Here is a 22306-nt window from a genome sequence, read left to right as displayed (position 1 = left end):
TGAAATTTTTATTTTTGCAGTATGAAAATTTGTTTAATCAGCTTCGATTTCTGGCATTATGATGAGCACATAGTGGAAAAACTGAGTGATAGAGGCATTCAGGCATGCCATATCAACATCGGAGCCTTTACCCATAAAAATACTGGAGAACGTCTGAAAAACACTTTCAGTAAAATTTTTCTGGGCAAAAACCCCAAATATCACAAAAGACAAAGTTTCATTCTTGAATCTCTGGAAAAAATTGGCAAACAGGATCAGATCCTTGTCATCAACCCGGAAGCTATTGACGAAAGCATCCATCAGAAGATCAGAGAATATGCCGATCGTAATATTGCCTACCTGTACGACAGCATGGCCAGAAACCCTGCAACACACCTTCTTCATTACTTTGATACCATCTTTTCTTTTGATGACGAAGATGTGAAAAACTTCGGATTCGAAAAAATTACGAATTATAATTATCTTGATCATATTCCTGCAGCAAAGCAGCGTCCAAAACTGGATCTGTTTTATATTACGTCATATGATCAGAAGAGGCTCTCTGCTTTGAATTTACTGATCAACCGACTTTGTCCTTTAAAAGTAAAATTCGAGGTCTACATCGTAGGAAAAAAGGGATGGAAAAATAAGCTGAACCAAATTTTTGATAAAAAGAATATTGAAATTTTAAAATTCGGAAGAAAAAAAATACCTCATCATGCTCTTCCTTCCTATTATAAAAACAGTAAAGTGATTCTTGATTTAATGCGTGCCGACCAGACGGGGCTCAGCTTCAGAATATTTGAAGCCATGGCTCTTGAGAAAAAGGTCATCACCGATAATCCTACGATCAAAACTTATGATTTTTATAATCCTAATAACATTTTGGTGCTGGACAAGAATTTCCGTAATGTAAAAAAGGATTTTTTCACCACACCTTACCAAAAACTGCCGGAAGAGATTTATAATAAGTACACTCTTGACCATTGGGTAGACACTGTATTCAAGCTGAAATCATGAAAGCCATAAAAAAGGTACTTATTGTATCCCGAGAGTATAAATCCTCCCGCACACCAAAAGTAGGTGGTACAGGAATTTTTTATAAAAATTTATGTACAGAACTTGTAAAAAGAGGAATCACTGTACATGTATTTCTGATCTCAAAGTATGCATTTGACATTGAGGAAGACGGTGTACATATCCATTCTATAAAAGATATTTTCAAAGCTAATCCTCTTCTTGAACTGATACGATCTTTCACGGGAAAAGTGAAAGCTTTTGAACAGATTCATTTTAGAACATATCTATCAGAGAAAAAAATAATATCAGAGAAAATAAGTTCCTGGATCAAAAAAAATGATCTTCACTTCGATATTGCAGAAATCCATGATTTTGATGGTTTGGCGCTTTCTATTCCCAAGGAACTTCCTTACGTAATCAGATGTCATGGCTCATGGTCTGTTCTTGAAAAATATTTTGGCTACAAAAAAGTTCACAAGGGTAGAATTTTTTGTGAAAAAGCGGCTTTTAAAACTTCTCAAAATATCATAACGATATCGCAGTACAATGAGATGATCAACAAAAGCCTTTTTGCAATCAAAAATCCAACACTCATCTATAATGGTATTGATGAGAAATTCTACAAACCAGAAGAAAATACCGAAATCATTTCTAAATCTGTTTTCTTTTTAGGGAATGTATCATTTGAGAAAGGAGCAGAAACTTTAATCAATGCTTTTATCCAACTTAAAAAAATGCATTCCGGTGCATCGCTTCATTTCATAGGAAATCCTAACCACTACCCTGCCTATATCAATGAGAACATTCAGGATATGGATATCAGAAATTCAATCCATTTCCACGGAAACAAATCGGGAACGGAAATTGTGCAGCTTATCAGCAAGGCAGAGGTCGTATGCTTCCCCTCCAAAGGTGAAAATTTTAGCTTATCTTTGCTGGAAGTAATGGCCATGCAAAAACCTGTTGTATGCTCTGCTATAGATTCCTTTAAAGAAATTATACAGGAGCCAGTAAACGGCCTTATTGCTGACGAAGACAACTTTCATGAAAAGATCAATCTTATTTTTGAAGACAAAGATCTAAGAAACAGGATAGCACTTAATGCCAGAAAATTAATCGAATCAAAATTCGGCATTGATAAAATGGTTGATGAAACCTTAAGGTATTATCAGGGTATTATATAGAAATACAATTTCTACAGGCCGCAAAACAGTAACCGAACTTCTTAGGTCATCCTAAGTTTTAGAATATGAATGCAAAGGAACAAATTGAAAATTTAGAAGAACAGCTTAAGGCACTCAGAAAAAAATATTACATCAAGTCTTTTTTCAGAAGAGCAAAAAGATTGGTAACAGATTTTTTGCCGCTCGATTCTATACCATCAGAATACTGTACTGAAAAAATTATGGTGAGTGAAAAAGGAGAGGCAGAACTTTTTCTTCCTAAAACGTTTGATACTCCTCAGGTTTCTGTAAAAACGCCTAAAAATGCTGTAGAAATCTATGCTCTTCAAAATGTATTCTGCATTCCTAATTCAACCTATTTTTTAGATCTTAAGAAAGAGAAAATCTTTTATGAAAAATGGCATGATGACGACAGAATCATCTATGTCTATAATACTGATAATTTATCCCAGCATTCGATGACTCTTGCGAAAGTAAGGAACCACAGGAATGTCTATTTTGATGAGGAAGCTATTTTCCTGGGTGGAACTTTCACTTTTAATTATTATCATTTTTTTGTTGATATTCTTTCTAAGGTTGAATTTTTCAAGTACATTCCGGATGCAAAGAATAAACTGATCATTATAGATGAAGATATCCAGAAGGTTGAAAACCTGAAAGACCTTTTAATGTTCTTTCTTAAGGATTATAAAATTAAATTTCTCGGTCACGAAAAAAAATACTACCGTTTCAAAAAACTCTGGCATATCACCAGTACAAATTATGCTGTTCCCAATATTATGCCTGGTGAAAAGTATGAGGTGGGATTTGCTAAACTCTCTAAAACATCGCTGCAGTATCTGAGAAAGACTGCATTCGATAACTTAGACATGAGTAAGGTTCATATTCAACCTGTTAAAAAAATCTTTATTTCCCGTAGATCTCAGTTTAGAAAATACAATGTTGACGAAATTCTGGAAACAGCAAAGAAATATGGATTTGAGGAAGTATTCTTTGAGGACCTGAACATCCACGAACAAATCTATATGGTCAACAATGCAGAGTATATCATAGGACCAAGTGGTGCAGCATGGACCAATGTTCTGTTTGCAAACCCGGGAGCAAAAGGGCTCAGCTGGTTCAGTGCAGTTTGGGGAGATTTTGCCATATTTTCGACGTTGGCGGCAGAGGTAAAATTTGATCTTTATTTTTATATTTATCCACAGGATTATGAAGGATTCCATGAAGATTACAGACTGGATCCTGAATTTTTTGACAAACAGCTGCAACAATTGCTTGAGATATAAACACTCACAACGAAGAACGACTCAGAATTTCCTGAGAAATACCAAGTTAATCTCGATCTGAATTTGAAGTTAAAAAAAAAAGAAGAAAAAGCACTATAATTCCATAGAGTAATTATTCTTAAAATACTACTGGCAATAAAAATATAAATTACGATGAATAAGGATAAATTAGTCCCCTATATAAATGGTTCAATAATAGTATTTATACTTATTTATATTTTTTACGGCTTCTTTAATCAAAAACAGATAAAAAAAGAGAATGGTTTCGGATGGGATGGAGTTTATTATAATGCAGCTTACCAGATATTTTCTGATAAAGGAAAGGAAGTTTATAAAAGTAACGAGCATAATAATACATATTATGAACTTTACCAAAATGCCGATCCTTTTAATAAAAGAATAGGAGTTCCTGTACTTGCCTCAAAATTACCTTTTGGTTCTGTTTTTAGTTTTAAATTAATCAATCTTACAGCATTCTTTTTAGGCCTCTTTATCTTATACTATAAATGGGGTAAAATAAGCATTACCCTTGCATTGATTTTTATTCTTACAATGTTGGTAACACCACAAATGCCATTTAGATTGACTCTTTTCTATCCGTTTTCCGTAGATGGTGTACAGTTCTTATTTATTTCACTGATGATTTTCTTTTACGAAAAACCATTATATGTTATGCTGGCAAGTATACTTTTTTTACCTTTTAAAGAAAGTACTGTTCCGATTTGCTGCATTTACTTAGGAACGAGATTCTTAATGCGGAGAAAGCTTAAATATCTCCTTTATATTGCTCCAGTTCTTTTGTTTTTTTGGATTTATTTGAAGGTAGGTTCAAAAATCTTTGGTTTTAATAGCGAAAGTAACGGAATAGCTGTAATGAAATATTTCTTTACTCAGTTTTATGGTAATATTAAAAATACAGTTAAACTTATTGCCTGCTTTTTTATTGTATTTTCTTCATTTTTATTTATCAAGAGAAAATTTTCAGAACAAACCTTATTTTTTATTTTCCTTGTTGCGCTACTCTCTGTTTCCGGATCTGATCTTACCAGAATATTCTGCGTTGCACTTCCTTTTCTTTTTGACGAACTGATCAATAAGGATAAAGTAAAAGATATTTTTCTCTATTTAATAATATTCATCCTTTTTGTTCCCTATAAGTTTATCTTTACTATTCTTGAATTTCAAGATAACAATAAGATTGGAGAAGGTTTTTTTGTAACGAATCTGGAATACCAGGACGTTAACAAAAGCATATTTTTCTTAATCTATTTTATTGGCTGTAATATTATTTTATTTTTTTATTTGAAATATTCAAAGCAAAAACAATTAAGCTAATCATAACAGTTCTACTTATTGCAATCTTTTTAAAGTATTCTTTCATATCGAAAATCAATATTATTACCCAATGAATAACACGCCGCTTGTAAGTCTTGTCATCATCACCATGAACCATGAGAAGTTCATTGAACAGGCCTGCATGTCCGCCATTTCGCAGACCTACCCCAATTATGAAATTATTCTGCTGGATAATGCTTCAAAGGATCAGACTTTTAAAAATGCAGAAAAGATACTTTCACAATTCGGGCAGCATTATAAAATGATCAGGAATACCGAAAGTTTTGGAGTTGCTAAAAATATCAATATTGCTGTTTCAGAAACTTCAGGAGAATATATTTCCCTGCTTTCAGGAGATGACTGGTATACTGAAGACAGCCTGGCGGAAAAAGTATCCTATATTCAGAAAAACCCTGTAGACTTTGTTCTTTCAGACGGTTATAAATATTATCAGGATGAAGATAAAACCACTGACGCCTATGCTCCAAAAGAGAAAAGACATATCATAGACAGTCTCCATAATTTTTTCCACGAAAATGTCTCTGAAAACAGAACTGCCAATGTAGGAACGTTTGTAAAAAGAGAACTTCTGGTGAAGTATCCTTTTGATGAAAGTATCAATACTGAAGACTGGGATATGAATTTAAGACTTACGTCAAAAGGTTATAAAATAGGATTCATTGATAAAAAGCTGTTCTATTACAGGATCCTTTCAACCAGCCTTTCCAGAAACTGGAAGCTGATGAAGGATTCTTATGAGAAGGTAACCCATAAATATATTGATTATATAAAATCGGATCAGGAGCTTTATAAAAAATACAGGCTTAAACTTATTCACTTCAACTATGAGATTCTTCTGTCAGAAACAGACTCCGAATCTGAAAAAGAAAGACTTCGAACAGAATGGAAAAAAGAAAAGTACCGCGTTAAATATAAAAATCCTGTCCTGTTCTTTAAACTGCTGATGCTTAAAAAATAAATAAAAGGGATGAAGTAATTTTTGACTTCGTCCTTTTTTAATCTCTGAAATTAAAAAAAGCCAACAACCAACCTTCAAATAATCCTTAAAACATTTAATTTTAAGTAAATTTGCACCAAAATTTTAATTGAAATGGAGAAAGTAAGAGTTCGTTTTGCTCCAAGTCCTACCGGACCTTTGCATTTGGGAGGCGTAAGAACCGCATTATATGATTATCTTTTTGCCAAGAACCAGGGTGGTGAATTTATCCTTCGAATTGAAGATACAGACACGGCAAGATATGTAGAAGGAGCTGAAGAATATATCGAGGAAGCTTTAGAATGGTGCGGAATCATTCCTGATGAAAGTCCTAAGAAAGGAGGAAAATTTGCACCTTACAGACAGTCTGAAAGAAGGGATATCTACGACAGATATACGGAGCAGATCCTCAAAACAGATTATGCCTACATCGCTTTTGACACCCCCGAAGAACTGGATGCCATCCGTGCTGAGTTTGAAGCAAAAGGAGATGTTTTCTCTTATGACAACAAAACCAGAAACCGACTGAGAAACAGCATTGCCCTTACTGAAGAGGAAGTTCAAAAGCTACTGGATGAAAAAACACCTTATGTGGTAAGGTTCAAAATGCCGGTGGACAGAACGCTGAATCTTGAAGATATCATCCGCGGAATATCTTCAGTGAATACCAATACACTCGACGATAAAGTTCTTGTAAAGAACGATGGAATGCCAACTTATCATTTTGCCAACATCATTGATGACCACGAAATGGAAATTTCCCACGTGATCCGTGGAGAAGAATGGCTGCCGTCTTTAGGTCTTCACACTTTACTATATGAAGCTATGGGCTGGGAAGCGCCTCAGTTTGCCCACCTTTCACTGATCTTAAAACCAGATGCTGCATCGCTTATTAATAAAGAGAATATAGACAGTATTACCAAATCTTTTACTGAAGATTTCATCCTAAAAAACAACGCCTATTCATTTGAGGGTGCCTCTGTTTTGATAAAATCTTTCTTCGCAGATATTAAAAGCCCAAGGTTTAAATCATCATTAAATGAGAATGAAAAAGATGATACCTTAACAGCTTCTGTAAAACAGTTTTTGAAGAAGAGCCTTTCAGGAAAGCTGAGCAAAAGAGACGGCGATAAATTCGGTTTCCCTGTATTCCCATTGGATTTCAAAGATCCCGCAACAGGAATTATTTCTAAAGGGTACAGAGAAAACGGCTATCTTCCTGATGCATTCATCAATATGGTGGCTCTTCTGGGATGGTCTCCTGCAGATGATAAGGAAATTCTGACGCTGGAAGAAATGTGCAAAGAGTTTGATCTTCATAAAGTACATAAAGCCGGGGCCAGATTCAGCAAAGAAAAATCAGAATGGTTCAACCATCAGTATATTCAGTTGAAATCTAATGAAGAGCTTCTTCAGATTTTAAAGCATGCAGATCTTGACCTGTCTGCTGTTTCCGATGAAAAATTAGTAAAAATCATCGGCCTCATGAAAGAAAGAGCAAGTTTCCCGAAAGATATTTACGAAAACGGAAAGTTTTTCTTCGAAGCTCCGCTCTCTTATGACGAGAAAGCATCGAAAAAAGCATGGAATGATGAAACTTCTTCTATCTTAGGAGAACTGGCAGAAAACCTTAATACGATTGAGTTTACTTCAGAAACAGTAAAGCAGTTCATTCACGATTTCGCAGAAAACAAAGGTCTGGGAATGGGAAAAGTGATGATGCCACTGCGTTTGTCTTTAGTTGGCGAACTGAAAGGCCCTGACGTTCCAGATATCATGGAACTAATTGGAAAAGAGGAAAGTATCTCTAGAATAAACAATGCTATCAATAATTTTAAATAGTTTTTCATAATTTTTCATAAATTTGAAAGATTTAATTTACTTCAAGAAATGGAATATTTAAGTTTCGAACTTCCTATAAAAGATCTAATGGATCAACTTCAGACTTGTTCTTTAGTAGGAGAAGAAAGTGGTGTTGATGTAAAATTAGCATGCAGCCAGATTGAGGATAAGATTTTAGAAAAGAAAAAAGAAATCTACGAAAACCTCACCCCTTGGCAAAGAGTACAACTATCCCGCCATCCGGATCGTCCTTATACAATCGACTATATCAACGGAATGGTAGATAAAGGAAGTTTTCTGGAACTTCACGGAGACAGAAATTTCGCAGATGATCCTGCAATGATCGGCGGTTTAGCTACATTGGATGGTCAGAAAGTAATGATCATTGGAACCCAAAAAGGGAGAACAACCAAAGAAAGACAATACAGAAGATTCGGAATGCCGAATCCTGAAGGATACAGAAAAGCTTTACGACTGATGAAGCTTGCTGAGAAATTCAAAATCCCTGTAGTGACTTTAGTAGATACGCCGGGAGCTTATCCTGGATTAGAAGCTGAAGAAAGAGGACAAGGAGAAGCTATTGCCAGAAACATTTTCGAAATGGTTCAGCTTAAAACTCCGATTTTCACTTATATTATCGGTGAAGGAGCAAGCGGCGGGGCTTTAGGAATTGGTGTAGGAAACAAAGTGTATATGCTTGAAAACACTTGGTATACTGTAATCGCACCGGAAAGCTGTTCTTCAATCTTATGGAGAAACTGGGATCATAAGGAAGATGCAGCCAATGCATTGAATCTTACTCCGAAAGATGCTTTAAGAGAAAAATTCATCGACGGTGTTATTGAAGAGCCACTAGGTGGTGCTCAATACGATCCGGAAGTAGCTTATCTGAATCTGAAAAATTCAATTTTACAGAATATCAAAGCTTTTTCAAAGTTCTCAGGACAGGAACTTGAAACCCAAAGGCAAGAGAAATTCATTGCAATGGGACAGTTTAAAGGATAAAAAACAAAAACGGTTAAGAAAATTCTTAACCGTTTTTTATTTTTAGCTTTTCTCCCTGTACTATTCAGATACATTAAGTGCAATCTCAATGTCTTTATCAATCTTTTTCAGCGATGAATACTTGGCATCACAAACCATCGTAGTCAATACATATTCTCCTTTATCTATCAGAATAAAATTCTGTCCTTTTGCAGGAACGCTAAGATTATAATATTTTTTTCCGCTTATTTTGACAATCAGGTTGCAGCTTGATCTGTTTTTGATATTAATATAAGCATCATTTTTGTTGGTGTCATTATTGAATAAGTGAGTAAGCATGGCTGCCGTTCTTTTAGCTTCCTCACTTGGCTCTGCTTTACTGCTTGTCCCTGCGCTTTTCGCGGAACCTACAGAAGCATAGTTAACTGTTCTTTCAGGTTTTGAAGCAGCTGGTGTCGCAGTATTATTGGTGGCAAGCGTTTTTCCGCTATTCAATTCGTTATTCTTAACAATTTTTTCAATTTTCTCCTTGCTGATTGGCCTAATAGTAGGTTTTGCTTCAGGAGAATTATCTGCCATGATCATATCGATCAGTTTTCTTTTAAAATAATCTGATTTAGCATGTCCGGGGTTCTGCTTCAGGAAACCGGCAATAACTCTTGCCTCTTTTGAAGCTTCTGCATCCTGCTCTGTATAGATGATTACTGTTTCTTTTTCTACGACAGCCTTAGATTTCGATTTCTTCTTTTTTTGGGAAAAACCTAGTGTAAAAATGCATAGAAATATAAGTAGAAAGATTTTTTTCATTAATCAAGTCTTTAAAATAGTATTAAATATATCAATAACGTGAAAAGTCATTTTTTAGTTTATCATTAAAATCATTATCTTTGCCCTGCTCTAAAATTAAGCTAAAAATTAATACTAATCTTAAATAAAAAAAATAATAGATATTATGTCTTATACACCAGTTGCTGCAGACGTAGCGAAATTAAGAAACCAAACAGGTGCAGGTATGATGGACTGCAAGAAAGCTCTAGTTGAAGCAGAAGGAGACTTCGAAAAAGCAGTAGATATCCTTAGAAAAAAAGGACAGAAAGTAGCTGCAAACAGAGCTGACAGAGAATCTTCTGAAGGTGCGGTAATCGCTAGAGTAAACGAGGATAACACTTTAGGTGTTGTAATCTCTCTAAACTGCGAGACTGACTTCGTTGCAAAAAATGAGGCTTTCATTGTACTGGCTTATGAATTAGCTGAAATGGCTATCTTCGCTGCTACTAAAGAAGAGCTTTTAGCTACAGATTTCCACGGGATCACTGTTGCTGAAAAATTAATTGAGCAAACAGGAGTTATCGGTGAAAAAATCGAGATCGGAGCTTTCGAAAGAATCGAAGGACCATTCTTAGGAGCTTACATCCACGCTGGAAATAAAATTGCTGCTATCACTTCTCTTTCTGCTAAAGTAGACGGAGCTGACGAAGCTGCTAAATCTGTTTCTATGCAGGTTGCTGCAATGAACCCTATCGCTTTAGATGAAACTCAGGTTTCTCAGGAGACGATCGATAAAGAATTAGAGATCGAAAGAGAACTTCTTGTAAAAGAAGGTAAGCCTGAAAACATTATCGAAAACATCCTTAAAGGTAAAATGCAGAAGTTCTACAAAGACAACACATTGGTACACCAGTCTTTCATTAAAGACGGAAGCCAGTCTGTTGCTGACTATGTAAAGTCTGTAAACGGAGACCTTAAAGTAACAGGATTTGTAAGAGTTAGCCTAGCTTAATTATCTTTCAAAGAAAAATACTGATCCCGGTGAATATTCACCGGGATTTTTTATGGAATCATGCTTCGCTGTTAACTTAATATGACGCTAATTTTAAATATTCAACAACATAAGCAAAAGCGCTCATTTGCTGAATATTTTAAGGTAAAAATAGATTATTAATGTTTAAATTTGCTGCCCCTTATAATAAAGCATGAAAAAATTTCTACTAGCGATCTGCACTTTTCTTTGTTTAATCGTTAATGCGCAGCTGGATACTGAGCATTGGTTTGCTCCAATGTCTGCAAGCTCTCCACAGGGAGTACCACAATGTTATCTATACCTGTCTACCAACGAGACTACCCCATTTTCGGTACAGGTCTCTAATAACAATACGGTGTTTTCTACCGTACAGGTAAGCAAAGGAAATCCTGTACAGCTGAGTGTTCCAAGCAATTATATGATTACTTCCACTGCGAGCAACCTTTTTACCCAGAATTCAATGGGGTTGCATGCTAAAGGGGCTAAAAAATTCTTCGCCAACTTCAGATTTTCTGTTCCCAATCAGGCAGAGATCATTACATCAAAAGGTTTAGCCGGAATCGGAAAGACTTTTTTCATAGGAACAGCTCCCACTACTTTTCCAAAAGATCATGTAAATTCTACCATGGGAGTAACTGCTACAGAAGACAATACTACAGTTACCTTGTCCGGATATAACCCGGACGTTGTTTTCTCTGACGGCAGTGTAATGCCAACAAGGACATTTACAATCAACAAAGGAAAATCCTATATCATTGATGTTGTAAGTGACATGGGTGGAATGAGTAATCGAAAAGGATTACTAGGTGCAAAGCTTGTCGCAGATAAACCGATATCAGTGACGAACGGAAACTTCAACGGTCTTTATACCACTCAGAACAACAGCAATGTAGATGTCCTGATGGATCAGGCGGTCCCTACAGACAGACTGGGGAAAGATTTTGTTATGGTAAAAGGCAACGGGCCTGCTTCTGTGGGAATGGAAAAAGCATTAATCATTGCAACTGAGGACAACACCACTCTTATAGTCAACGGAAATCCTGTACCGGGTGTTAATCTTAGTGCCGGTGGATACTATATGATTGAAGGTAACAACTATATCAATCAGGGTGGCAGCGGACATTATAATATGAATATTTCTGCGAATAAAAACGTTTACGTATATCAGCTTCTTGCCGGAGCAAGCGGAAATACGGTTTATCAGACAGGAGGTATGAATTTCATCCCGCCATTAAGCTGTTTCTTACCGAAAGAGATCAATGAAATCGGATTTATTAATAGAATTGGCAGCACTAATTACAATACCAAACTTAATATCATTACGCAGGCAGGTGCAGCTGTAACGATGAACGGCAATCCTGTTGCTGCTGCTGCGGGACCTTACCCGGTAACCGGAAATCCTGGATGGGTTACCTATTCTGTCATGAATGTCTCCGGAAATGTTACCATCAATTCTACAAAACCTGTCACTGCAGGAATTGCTGCAGGAAGCGGCTCTGTAGGTTATGGAGGATATTTCGCTGGATTCTCTTCAGTTCCTGCGATCACAAAAACGGGGGACTGCTACGCGGGAATCCGCCTGGAAGTGGATAACAGTTATGATGCATACCAGTGGTATTTCAATGGCGTTTTAATTCCGGGAGCGACTTCTTATTTTATCAATCCTGAATTATATGGAGCGGGAACTTATACCTGTTATATCACGAAAAACAACTGTGAATCAAGATACACCTCTGAATACCAATATACATTGTGCCCGCCAATATCCACCACAACTTATACTATCGGATCATGTAATACCAAAGTAATCACTCCAGCTTTTACGACTTCTACACAAACCATTGTTCCTTCCCACACAAGTATTATTTCACAGCCGACAAATGGTACGGCAACTGTGAATCCAGCAACAGGACAGATCACCTATACACCCAATGCAGGATTTACAGCAGACACTACAGATTCTTTCATTTATTATATTGACGGAAACGGAAATCCTGCCGATTTTGAATATTTCAAAATCGTCGTGAATATCGATGTTCTTCAGACCCAAAACACTACGCTTTCAGCGTGTGCCAATGCCAGCGGAAATGGAACCTTTAATCTTACCACTGCTATTTTAACCTCTGATACGGGCACTACAGCAACTTATTACACCAACGCCAATTTAACCGGACAGATTATGAGTCCTGCAGCTTATACCGGACCGGCAGGAATAATCTACGCCAATGTCACTTCAGCGTTCGGATGTTCTAAAACCGCTCAGATCACATTAACATTGAATCCTACTCCTAATATCAATACAAGTAGTTTTAATGCAAGCTTTTGTGATGATAATTTTGACGGAATCATCAGCGTAAATTTTGCTGCTGTAACCCCGCAGATTGTAAGCAATTCGGGTCTATTTCTGGTAAAGTATTACCTTAATCAGGCAGATGCCGCTGCAGGAAACAACAATACACTTCCTGCCAACTGGACCTATAGCACCAATACAACGGTTTATGTAAATGTTTCTGCTACCATTGGTGACTGTACAGCAGCGTTGGGACAGATCAATTTCTCGATTGGTAATAAAATTCCTTTATTATCAAATTCTGTAACCACCGATGTCTGTGACAATGACCTCAATGGATCAGAATCAGCCAATCTTAATGATTATAAAAACTTTTTTACAGCAGATCCAACGGTGATCCTGTCTTTCCATTCTTCACTGGCTGATGCACAGGCAGGAACAAATCCTATTTCCTCTACTCAGAATATCACTTCTGTACATACGTATTATGTAAGATTCCAAAGCAGTATAGGATGCCCTAATACAGGTCTTCTTAAACTTACTTTAAAAACGCCAAAAAAATCAGGAACACTTCGCGACCAGGTGATCTGTTCGGATGAAAAAGTAATATTAGATGCAGGGCCGGGATTCTCATCTTATCTTTGGAGCAACGGAGCTACAACCCCAAGCATCACCGTTGGTGCAGGAAACTATTATGTAGATCTGGGATCAAACGGATGTGTATACCGTCAGACGGTAAGCGTAACGACTGCCCAGGCTCCTACCATTACCCGAATAGATATGTCCGGGACTACAGCTACTGTTTATGTGACTGGCGGAACTCCTCCTTATCAATATTCCCTTGATGCATTTACTTATCAGACTTCTAATATATTCAAAGATCTTTCACGAGGAATACATAAGGTTTATGTACTGGGATCTGATGGCTGCGTGCCTGTGACCAAAGAGTTTCTGGTTCTGAATCTGGTTAATGCCATCACACCGAATGGCGATGGACTTAATGATGTACTTAATTATTCTGATTTAAAAATCAAACAGAATGTGAAAATAGAGGTTGCTGACCGTTATGGATCATCAGTTTACAAATCATCTGACAAAAACTATGTATGGGATGGAAAAGTAAATGGAAGAAACCTACCAACGGGAACTTATTGGTATGTAATCACATGGACAGAGCCGGATACAAAATTACCAGTTTCATATTCCGGATGGCTTTTAATTAAAAATCGTGATTAATTTTTAACTTTTGTTATATTTATTTAATACTATTTCAAATATTATTTTAAATTTGTAGAAATCCTAATTCCACACACATGAAAAGATTTCTACTCAGCTTAGTATTACTTCTTTTATCAATTAATACACTCTTTGCACAAAGGGATACCGAGCACTGGATTGCTCCGTACTACGACAGTTACGGAGGATATACCAATAGAGTTTACCTTTCTACCGACTCGGTAACTCCTTTTGATGTAAAAATATATAATAATAATTCGGCGACTCCTCTTACGACGGTTACGATCAGTAAGGGTAACCCACAAACTTATACGGTAGATGCCTCTGTTATTTCTGCTACGGCAGCTAATGAAGCTTTCCAGATAAGTACCAAAGGATTATATTTACAGGGAACCAAACCTTTTTACTGTAGTTTAAGGCTCGCACAATCCGTACACGGTGAAATTATCACAAGTAAAGGGAAAGCGGGTACAGGAAAAGAATTTTTTGTAGCAGCTGCTCCAAATACAAACACCTCAAGCTTTTATAACTTTACAGCAGGTGTTCTGGCAACTGAAGACAATACAACAGTTACTGTAACATGGAATAATCCGGTAACCTTTTTTGGAGGTACTCCTACCGGAAATACGCATACCGTTACCTTAAATAAAGGTAAATCATTTATTTATGCTGGCCCCGGAACTGTAGCGGCCAACCAAACAGGATTTATCGGAGCCAAAATTGTGGCAGATAAACCCATAACCCTTACCAACGGAAGCTGTAATGCCAACTTTTCCACCTCGCCTGGTGGAACAGATCCGGTTCTTGACCAGTCGGTTCCTACCAATAGACTTGGGAACACTTTCGCCATGGTTAAAACCAAATCTACAGCTCCCAATCTAAACATGGAAGGTGGTCTAATCATTGCTACTGAAGATAATACAGAAATATTTTTAAATGGCGCTACGACTCCGGTTCAAACGATCAACGCAGGAGGATGGTACAGAATTAATGAAACCAGCTATGTAACTCAGCCTGGCGCGGGAACACATTCCAATATGTTTATCTCCACCTCGAAAAATGTTTATCTATATCAGTTTATTGGCGTACTTTCAAGTGATGCGACTAACGGATTCAACTATATCCCACCATTGAACTGTTTCCTTCCAAGAAAGATTGATGAAATTGGGAAAATCAACGAAATGCCTGGGATTACTTCAGGAATTTCTTTAAAATTAAACATTTTAACAGAGACCGGAGCAACAGTTTTAGTCAATGGATTCCCTCCTTTAGCGGCGGAAGGACCATACCCACTTACAGGTAATACCCAATGGCAAACTTATGCTATAGAAAATATCACCGGAAACCTTACCATCACCTCTACTAAAGCTGTAACGGCCGGAATCAACGGAGGATACAGTTCTGCAGGATATGGAGGTTATTTCGCCGGGTTCTCCTCTATTCCTATCATTACAAAAAAAACAGGGGAATGTGCACCAGGTATTGTTTTAGAAGTAGATGACAGCTATGAAGGATATCAGTGGTTCTTAAACGGAACAGCGATCCCGGGAGCAACAGCCAATACCTATGCACCGACAACTTCGGGTAACTATACAGTAAAAGTATCAATGGGTACATGTCCACCTATTATAACACCTATTTATAAGGTATTTACATGTTTAAAACAGACAACACAAGCACTGAATGCATGTTCAACTAAAATAATTACTGCTGCGTTTACTTCTTCAACACAAACTGTGGTTCCAGGGACACTGGTGATCATTACAGCACCTACTCATGGTACAGCTGTGGTGAATCCAAACGGAACTATTACTTATACACCAACAGCAAATTACTACGGTCCGGATAAAATCGTTTACAAATTCTGTGGTAATGCCGCTGAATTTATAGACTGTGAACAGATCACATTAAATCTTACAGTAGTTCCTTTTCTTGTAAGAGACGCTTTGATAAAAGCGTGTCAGTACGACGTAGATCCTAATGCCCATTTTGATCTGACTAAAGCTGTCGTTACAGACTTCAATCCAGTGGTTAAAAAATATTATCCTTCACTGGCTGATCTTAATGCAGGAACCAATGAAATCACTACTCCTGAAAACTATCCATCTCCGGGAGGATTTGTATATGTGAAAGTAACAACTAACGAAGGGTGTACAGCCAATGCAAAAATTGAACTGATCCCTCTTCCAATAAAAAAATCTCCAATCCTTGTTGACCAGTATATCTGTGTAGACAGCAAAACAAACCTTGATGCAGGTCCTGGTTATGAATCTTATTTATGGAATACAGGAGCAACAACTTCTTCAATCCAGAATGTAGGTATTGGAGAATATTCAGTGATCCTGGGTAAAAACGGATGTCTTCTTAAGCAGATCGTAAGAGTAAGAAAAGTTGAAGACCCTGTAATTACGAAGATTGAAATTACCAACACAACAGCGACAGTGATTGTAAACGGAGGAAAAGCTCCTTACAAGTATGCTGTAGATACACCAACAAACTGGCAGGATTCCAATACCTTTACAGGACTTACAAGAGGTCAGCATATATTCTATGTAAAAGATGTCTATAATTGTGAACCTACAAAAGTAGAAGTAACCATTCCTAATTTGATCAATGCTATTACTCCTAACGGTGATAATAAAAATGATTTTATCGACTACAGCGAGCTTGGCTACAAAGAAAATCTTTCTTTTGTAATTTATGACAGATATGGAAATATGATATTTACCGGAAATAAATTCAATAATTACAAATGGGACGGAAGACATTATGATAAAAAACTTGTAACCGGAACATATTGGTACCATATCAACTGGAATGAGTCTAATAAAGAAAAAACACCAATCAAGTACACTGGATGGATTTTAGTTAAAAACATTGAATAAAACCATTCTTTTCAAGAATATTAAAACCGCGATATCAAATCGCGGTTTTTTTATTATTTTTTCAACGTATGAATGCATTTAATTATTAAATTTGTGTTAAACCTCCATACTAGATGAAGAAATATTTATCTTTTTTATTTATATTTTACATTTTCACCTTTACCTTTGCCCAATTGGACAGAGAGCACTGGTTTGCCCCCATGATGGACAGGAGCGGAAGCCCTAATCCTTATCAGAAATTATACTTATCTACCAACAGAACAACACCTTTCCCGGTAAATATTTACAATAACAATGTCCTAATCGGCACATTGAACATCAGTAAAAATAATCCTCAGAAATTTGATGTATTAAGAAATTACATCATTACCACAGATCAGACCGATCTGTTTACTCCTACCACCAAAGGATTATATCTAAAAGCTGAATTTCCTTTTTATGCCAATTTGAGATTTTCTGTATTCAACCACGCTGAGATTATCACATCAAAAGGGATACCTTCCACAGGAAAAAATTTTTATGCGGCAAATGCTCCTATTACGGTAGACAATCCTATCTTAAACTTTATGGCCAGTGTTCTTGCCACAGAAGACAATACAACAGTGACCATAAGCGGATATAAGCCAACAGTACAGTTTTCCAACGGAACTACAGGAGCTTCTAATCCAACAATGACATTTACTCTTAATAAAGGGCAGTCATATATCATAGATGGTATTGGTACCACTGCAGGAAACTCTGATGGTATTATCGGTGCAAAGATTGTGGCCAACAAACCCGTGAATGTTACCAACGGAAATTTTAATGGTCAGTATGCCGGAAACTTTGCTACCAGTTCTGATATTTTGATGGATCAGGCCGTTCCGGTAGAAAGACTGGGAACTGAATTTGCTCTTGTCAAAGGAAACGGCAGTATAGGATCCAATATGGAAGGAGCACTCGTCATTGCTACAGAAGATAATACACAGATCTTTGTCAACGACGAAATACCTCCCCTTACCACTCTAAATGCGGGACAGTATTTTATGGTTCCTGATTCAAAATATAAAATCCAGGGAGGAACTCATTACAACCTCTACCTCAGAACATCAAAAAATGCATACGTCTATCAGGTTCTTGCAGGAGACTCCGCTTCGGGGAGCGAGGTAGCTACCGGTGGGTTTAATTTTATTCCTGCCCTGAACTGTTATCTGCCCAAACAAATCAATGAACTGGGCTTTATTAACGAAAACTTTGTTCATTCCAATGCTAACCCCTCAGGAATTCTTAACATTCCAACAAAACTGAACCTTATTACCCAAAGAGGAGCCATTGTTACAGTAAACGGAGCATTTCCACCCGCTGCTACAGGACCTTTCAATATGACCGGTACCAATAACTGGGTTACCTACGGAATTCCCAATGTAACAGGTACGATAACCGTGATCTCTGACAAAGCCATCACTGCAGGAATTAATGCAGGAAGTGATGCTGTTGGATATGGAGGATTTTTTGCAGGTTTCCCTACGCAACCCGTTATTCTGCGGTCAGGAGGAAACTGTGCTCCGGGGATGGTACTTACAGTAGATCCTATTATCTACGATACCTATCAGTGGTATGTGAATGGAAACCTTATTCCTGGAGCTAATGGGTCATCTATAATACCTACACAGTCAGGATACTATACCTGTTCCGTAACAATGGGAAGCTGTGCACCACTTGTGACCGAGCAGTTTAAAGTCCTGAACTGTACAAAACTTAGTACGTCCGCTTATAATGTCTGTACTAACCAAACCATTACTCCAGCCTTCAGCAGTTCTGCACAGACTCCTGTCCCTTCCACAGTGGCTATTGTTAATCCTCCTGCATTGGGTACAGCAGTAGTTGATCCGCTAACAGGCATTATTACCTATACGGTCAATACACCGGGAACCGCAGGAACAGATACTTTCACTTATACATTCTGTGGCAATGATCCTATTTTTACAGATTGCGAAACAGTAACTGTCACTTTAAATATCCAGTCCATTACAGTCATGAATGTCACTTTAAATGCCTGTAACATCAATGGACAGGGAACATTTAACCTCACTTCAGCCAATGTAACCAACAATTCACCGGTAACCATTACCTATTACCCTACTCTGGTTGATGCACAGACAGAAAATCCTGGTGCAATCATCACCGGAACAACTGCATATACCGCTCCGGACGGCACCATTGTATATGCAGTGGTAAAAAACAGTATGGGCTGTAAAAGTATTGCCCAAATTACCCTTTCTCTATATAATCTGGCTATTATACTGAACAACTACAACGGTATTTTCTGTGATGACAATATGGATGGAACAGTTACCGTCATATTATCAAATATAACAGGCATAGTTCTAAATAACCCGGGCTACTTTACCAACGTAAGATATTACGCATCCCTTGCTGATGCCAACGCAGGAAATGCCAATACCCTTCCTAATAACTGGAGCTATACTGCCACAACCACGATATACATCAGAGTGGAATCCCCTGATGGATGTGCTGTTGTTGTTAAACCTTTACAGTTCAGTATCGGAGCCAGAATACCTCTGATCACAAAAGCTGCTGTGACCACTATATGTGACGATGATCTTGATGGAACAAAAACGGCAGACCTTACCCAGTTTATTCCTATGTTTACGGCAGATCCGAATGTCACTTATACTTTCCACGGAAATCTGACCGATGCACAGAATGACAGTAACGCGATATTAGCCACAGTCAATATTACAGGTACACAAACGTATTATATACGGTTCGAAAAAAACGGAGTATGTCCCGAAGTCGCATCTATCCGATTTACAGTTAAAATACCAAAAAAATCAGATATCTTACATGATGTGATAATCTGTCCAAAGGCCACTACCACTCTGGATGCCGGTCCTGGATTTGAAAAATATCTTTGGAGTACAGGAGCTACATCCCCTTCTATTTCTAATGTTTCAGCAGGAAATTATTGGGTGGAACTTACCTTCAATGGCTGTGTTTACAGACAATATGTTACAGTTACGGAATACCCTGTTCCCATGATCACTTCTATTGAGATCAACGGAACGACTGTAACAGTTGGAGTAAGTGGCGGAACACCTCCGTATCAATATTCTCTGGATGGGGTAAGCTGGCAGAATTCAAATGTTTTCAACAATGTTCCAAGAGGTGCCCACAATGTTTTCGTGAGAGACTCCAAATTATGCCAGGAAATAACAAAACCGTTTGCAATCATCAACCTTATCAATACCATAACTCCAAATGGTGACGGACACAACGAACAGATAGACTATTCTGCTTTAATGAGCAATACGAATCTGGAGTTCAGAATATTTGACCGCTACGGGGCAGAAATTTTCAGAGGAAGTCCTGACAACCGATACACATGGGACGGAAGAATGGGCGGAAGACCTGTACCTACGGCCACTTACTGGTATTTTATAAGCTGGTCAGAATTTGGAACTTCTACCACGGTAAAATATACAAGCTGGCTTCTGGTAAAACATAAGTAATAACGTATTATTAGATAAAAATTTCAAAGTATCTTTTTTATTTATTTAAGTTTATAACATTCATTAACAGTTTACTATCAAAGTTTAATATAACTTTAACCTGCGAACACGATCTAAACAGGCATAAATTGCTGTATTTCTACGTAATTTTGCCCTAATTATATGAAGAAGCTAATTACCCTTTTGATGCTGGTTTTTCTAGCAAAAGTCAGTGCACAGATATATTCCGGAGAGGTATTTTTAAGAGATAATTCTATCTTATATCTCAACCAGGTTTATGTCACCAATCTGAATACTCAGAAAACGGTACTTACCGATTATAACGGTACTTATAACATACCTGCAGCTGCGGGAGATGTCATCCGTTTCACCTCTATTGTTACTGAACGAAAAGACGTTAAGCTGAGTCCCCAAATGTTGCAGCAGAAAAACCTGATTGAATTAAAAATCGCCTACTATGAAATCCAGGAAATTGTACTGTCCCGTTTCAAGCCAACCGGAAATTTGAGGTATGATGTAAATTCTATACGAAAAGAAGATAAAAAACTGGCGCTGAAAAAAGTAATCGGATTGCCGGAACCAAAAGGCGACGGAACCTCTCCCGAACTTCCGGTTGCCGGATTAAGGGATGGAGGTCTTACCTTTAGTTTAGAAAGCATTTATGATATCCTTTCAGGGGACCGAAAGAAAAAACAGCGTTATATGGCTTATGAAAGAATGAATAATTCTGTAACGCAGATCAAAAATTATTTAGGAAAAGATTATTTTGCAAAGTTCAAGATTCCAGAGAATCTTATCGATAACTTCCTTCAGTTTGTCTATACGTCAGAAAATATTCAGGCTTATGTACTTGCAGGAAATTTTGAGGCAATTAAGGTTCCTATAGAAAAATATTTACCTATTTATCAAAAGAGACTTAAAACCTCAAACCTTCAAGAGGTTATTAAATAAATTTTTCACATCAATATTTACAAAGAAATGTATACTATATAAAATTTATAGTATACATTTCTTTTTTATTTAAAAATATTCTTATTTTTATATCACAATTAAGTGTAGAAATAAAAAGAATTGCACGAGATTGTATTAATGAAAAACTAATTGGCCAAACACACATTAAGAGAATACATCAACTTATCACTTAATATTTGTCAATGAAAAAATTACTTTTACTCCTTGTTTCCATTCTTTTTATGAACCTGTCTGCCCAAAAAAAGGGAAAAGACTACAGCAATATTATAAAAAGTAAAAATATCTATGAGATCAATGCTTTTCTCAGAGATGCCCATCCTGACGATCCAAGACGATCTGTACTGAAACCCCGTGTCATGGAAATGATGACACAATATATAAAAGAAGCACATCCCGCTGATCAGAAAGTGAAAGATATGCAGGAAATGCTCGCTTTGCTAAAAAGAAGACCATCCACAAAGATCAGTTTTGATGAAATGAATGCCATTATCAAACAGAAACAGATCGCTAAATACAAAGCAGAACTTGCCGCAAAACAATCTACAGTAGTATATACTCCAAGTACGACCCAAAATGCGTTCGTAGTCAATACGGCAGCCAATGCTGCTGTTCCCAATGCTGAAGCCGATGAGTTCAATATGCTGATGGCTGTAAATCCGGTAGAACATAAGAATAAAACCGTAAAAATACTCAACTCGCTATTCGACAACGACCCCAACAGTAAGGAAAGTATTGTTCTGATCCAAAACAAATCCGACTGTAACATCATTGTAAGAATGGAAGGCGTTGGAACCACCAAATACAGACTTGCTGTTCCTGCACACAATGAGAGTACCATCGTAATTGATAAGGGCCAGTATCTGTTTACAAGTCTTGTCTGCGGAGCGCAATATGCTTCACAAAAAACAATAGAGAAAGCCATTATGGTAGCACTGGGAACTTCGTCTACTCCTTAGGTTTACTGCTAAATATACTCAGTGCAT

Annotated in this window: 14 protein-coding genes; 13 read left to right on the top strand and 1 reads right to left on the bottom strand. The window is 37.2% G+C overall.

Features of this window, described 5'->3' with window-relative positions:
* Positions 1-21: 21 nt before the first annotated feature.
* From IW16_RS16210 to IW16_RS16180, 7 genes are all read left to right on the top strand, one after another.
* The gene (locus tag IW16_RS16210) at positions 22-999 is read left to right on the top strand and encodes a glycosyltransferase family protein (RefSeq protein WP_034746581.1); all 978 of its coding nucleotides are present in this window, start codon (positions 22-24) and stop codon (positions 997-999) included.
* On the top strand, positions 996-2183 hold the full coding sequence (locus tag IW16_RS16205) for a glycosyltransferase family 4 protein (RefSeq protein ID WP_034746578.1): 1188 nt from the start codon (positions 996-998) through the stop codon (positions 2181-2183). The genes IW16_RS16210 and IW16_RS16205 overlap by 4 nt, the downstream gene beginning before the upstream one ends.
* Positions 2184-2248: 65 nt before the next feature.
* Positions 2249-3469, top strand: coding sequence for a glycosyltransferase family 61 protein (locus IW16_RS16200; RefSeq protein WP_034746575.1), 1221 nt, complete (start codon positions 2249-2251; stop codon positions 3467-3469).
* A 153-nt stretch (positions 3470-3622) separates the two neighbouring features.
* Positions 3623-4804 carry a hypothetical protein gene (locus IW16_RS16195; RefSeq protein WP_034746572.1) on the top strand — a complete coding sequence of 394 codons (1182 nt, stop codon included), beginning with the start codon at positions 3623-3625 and terminating at the stop codon, positions 4802-4804.
* 70 nt (positions 4805-4874) lie between these two features.
* Positions 4875-5783: a glycosyltransferase family 2 protein gene (locus IW16_RS16190; protein ID WP_034746569.1), complete on the top strand. Its 909-nt coding sequence runs from the start codon at positions 4875-4877 to the stop codon at positions 5781-5783.
* 132 nt (positions 5784-5915) lie between these two features.
* Positions 5916-7643 carry a glutamate--tRNA ligase gene (gene gltX / locus IW16_RS16185; RefSeq protein ID WP_034746566.1) on the top strand — a complete coding sequence of 576 codons (1728 nt, stop codon included), beginning with the start codon at positions 5916-5918 and terminating at the stop codon, positions 7641-7643.
* A 48-nt stretch (positions 7644-7691) separates the two neighbouring features.
* Positions 7692-8648 (top strand): acetyl-CoA carboxylase carboxyltransferase subunit alpha, encoded by a 957-nt coding sequence (locus tag IW16_RS16180; protein ID WP_034746564.1) that lies wholly within the window; start codon positions 7692-7694, stop codon positions 8646-8648.
* Positions 8649-8708: 60 nt separating this feature from the next.
* On the opposite strand, the gene IW16_RS16175 is transcribed toward IW16_RS16180, so the two are convergent.
* On the bottom strand, positions 8709-9434 hold the full coding sequence (locus tag IW16_RS16175) for a DUF6759 domain-containing protein (protein ID WP_034746561.1): 726 nt from the start codon (positions 9432-9434) through the stop codon (positions 8709-8711).
* Between the two features lie 145 nt (positions 9435-9579).
* Between IW16_RS16175 and tsf the strand changes: the two genes are divergently transcribed.
* The 6 genes from tsf (at position 9580) to IW16_RS16145 (ending at position 22279) form a co-directional block, all read left to right on the top strand.
* Complete coding sequence (gene tsf / locus IW16_RS16170; protein WP_034746558.1) at positions 9580-10407, top strand: translation elongation factor Ts; 828 nt, start codon at positions 9580-9582, stop codon at positions 10405-10407.
* A 193-nt stretch (positions 10408-10600) separates the two neighbouring features.
* Positions 10601-13954 (top strand): T9SS type B sorting domain-containing protein, encoded by a 3354-nt coding sequence (locus IW16_RS16165; RefSeq protein ID WP_034746555.1) that lies wholly within the window; start codon positions 10601-10603, stop codon positions 13952-13954.
* A gap of 77 nt (positions 13955-14031) precedes the next feature.
* Positions 14032-16839: a T9SS C-terminal target domain-containing protein gene (locus IW16_RS16160; protein ID WP_034746552.1), complete on the top strand. Its 2808-nt coding sequence runs from the start codon at positions 14032-14034 to the stop codon at positions 16837-16839.
* 113 nt (positions 16840-16952) lie between these two features.
* Positions 16953-20351, top strand: a complete 3399-nt coding sequence (locus IW16_RS16155; RefSeq protein ID WP_034746549.1) for a T9SS type B sorting domain-containing protein — start codon at positions 16953-16955, stop codon at positions 20349-20351.
* Between the two features lie 162 nt (positions 20352-20513).
* The gene (locus tag IW16_RS16150) at positions 20514-21302 is read left to right on the top strand and encodes a hypothetical protein (RefSeq protein WP_051890352.1); all 789 of its coding nucleotides are present in this window, start codon (positions 20514-20516) and stop codon (positions 21300-21302) included.
* Positions 21303-21505: 203 nt separating this feature from the next.
* Positions 21506-22279: a DUF6759 domain-containing protein gene (locus IW16_RS16145; protein WP_034746543.1), complete on the top strand. Its 774-nt coding sequence runs from the start codon at positions 21506-21508 to the stop codon at positions 22277-22279.
* Positions 22280-22306 lie beyond the last annotated feature (27 nt).

Source organism: Chryseobacterium vrystaatense (genome assembly GCF_000737765.1).
GTDB lineage: Bacteria > Bacteroidota > Bacteroidia > Flavobacteriales > Weeksellaceae > Chryseobacterium > Chryseobacterium vrystaatense.
Note: the sequence above shows the minus strand (reverse complement) of the source record. Positions and strands in the feature narration are given on the sequence as shown.